This is a genomic window from Mammaliicoccus sp. K-M42 (genome assembly GCF_022386375.1).
GTDB lineage: Bacteria > Bacillota > Bacilli > Staphylococcales > Staphylococcaceae > Mammaliicoccus > Mammaliicoccus fleurettii.
The window spans coordinates 1-303 of the sequence record NZ_JAJNIS010000053.1; the positions used below are offsets into that span (position 1 = coordinate 1).

Here is a 303-nt window from a genome sequence, read left to right on the forward strand (position 1 = left end):
TTCACCAATCTTATTGCCATCTTTATCGAAGATTTCAACTTTAGTTCCAGGGTCAGCTTTTACAACGATTGGATCTTTCGTACCACCTTTATCAGTTAAATCTGTTTGAATCACAGGCTTAGTAGGCGGTGTTGTATCTTTCGATTTGACAGGTTCAGAAGCATCAGATGTATTAGGCGTTTCAGCATTATCTGTCGCTTTAGCCGTGATAGTACCTTCAGGTAATGGTTTTGTTGGTGTGATTTCAGCTACGCCTTGATCATTTGCGATACCTTCACCAATCTTATTGCCATCTTTATCGAA

1 protein-coding gene is annotated in these 303 nt (G+C 39.6%); it reads right to left on the reverse strand.

The window, feature by feature from the left end; translation table 11 throughout:
- The coding region (locus LQ668_RS12510; protein WP_239776064.1) for a hypothetical protein at nt 1–303 on the reverse strand (303 nt) is incomplete at both ends.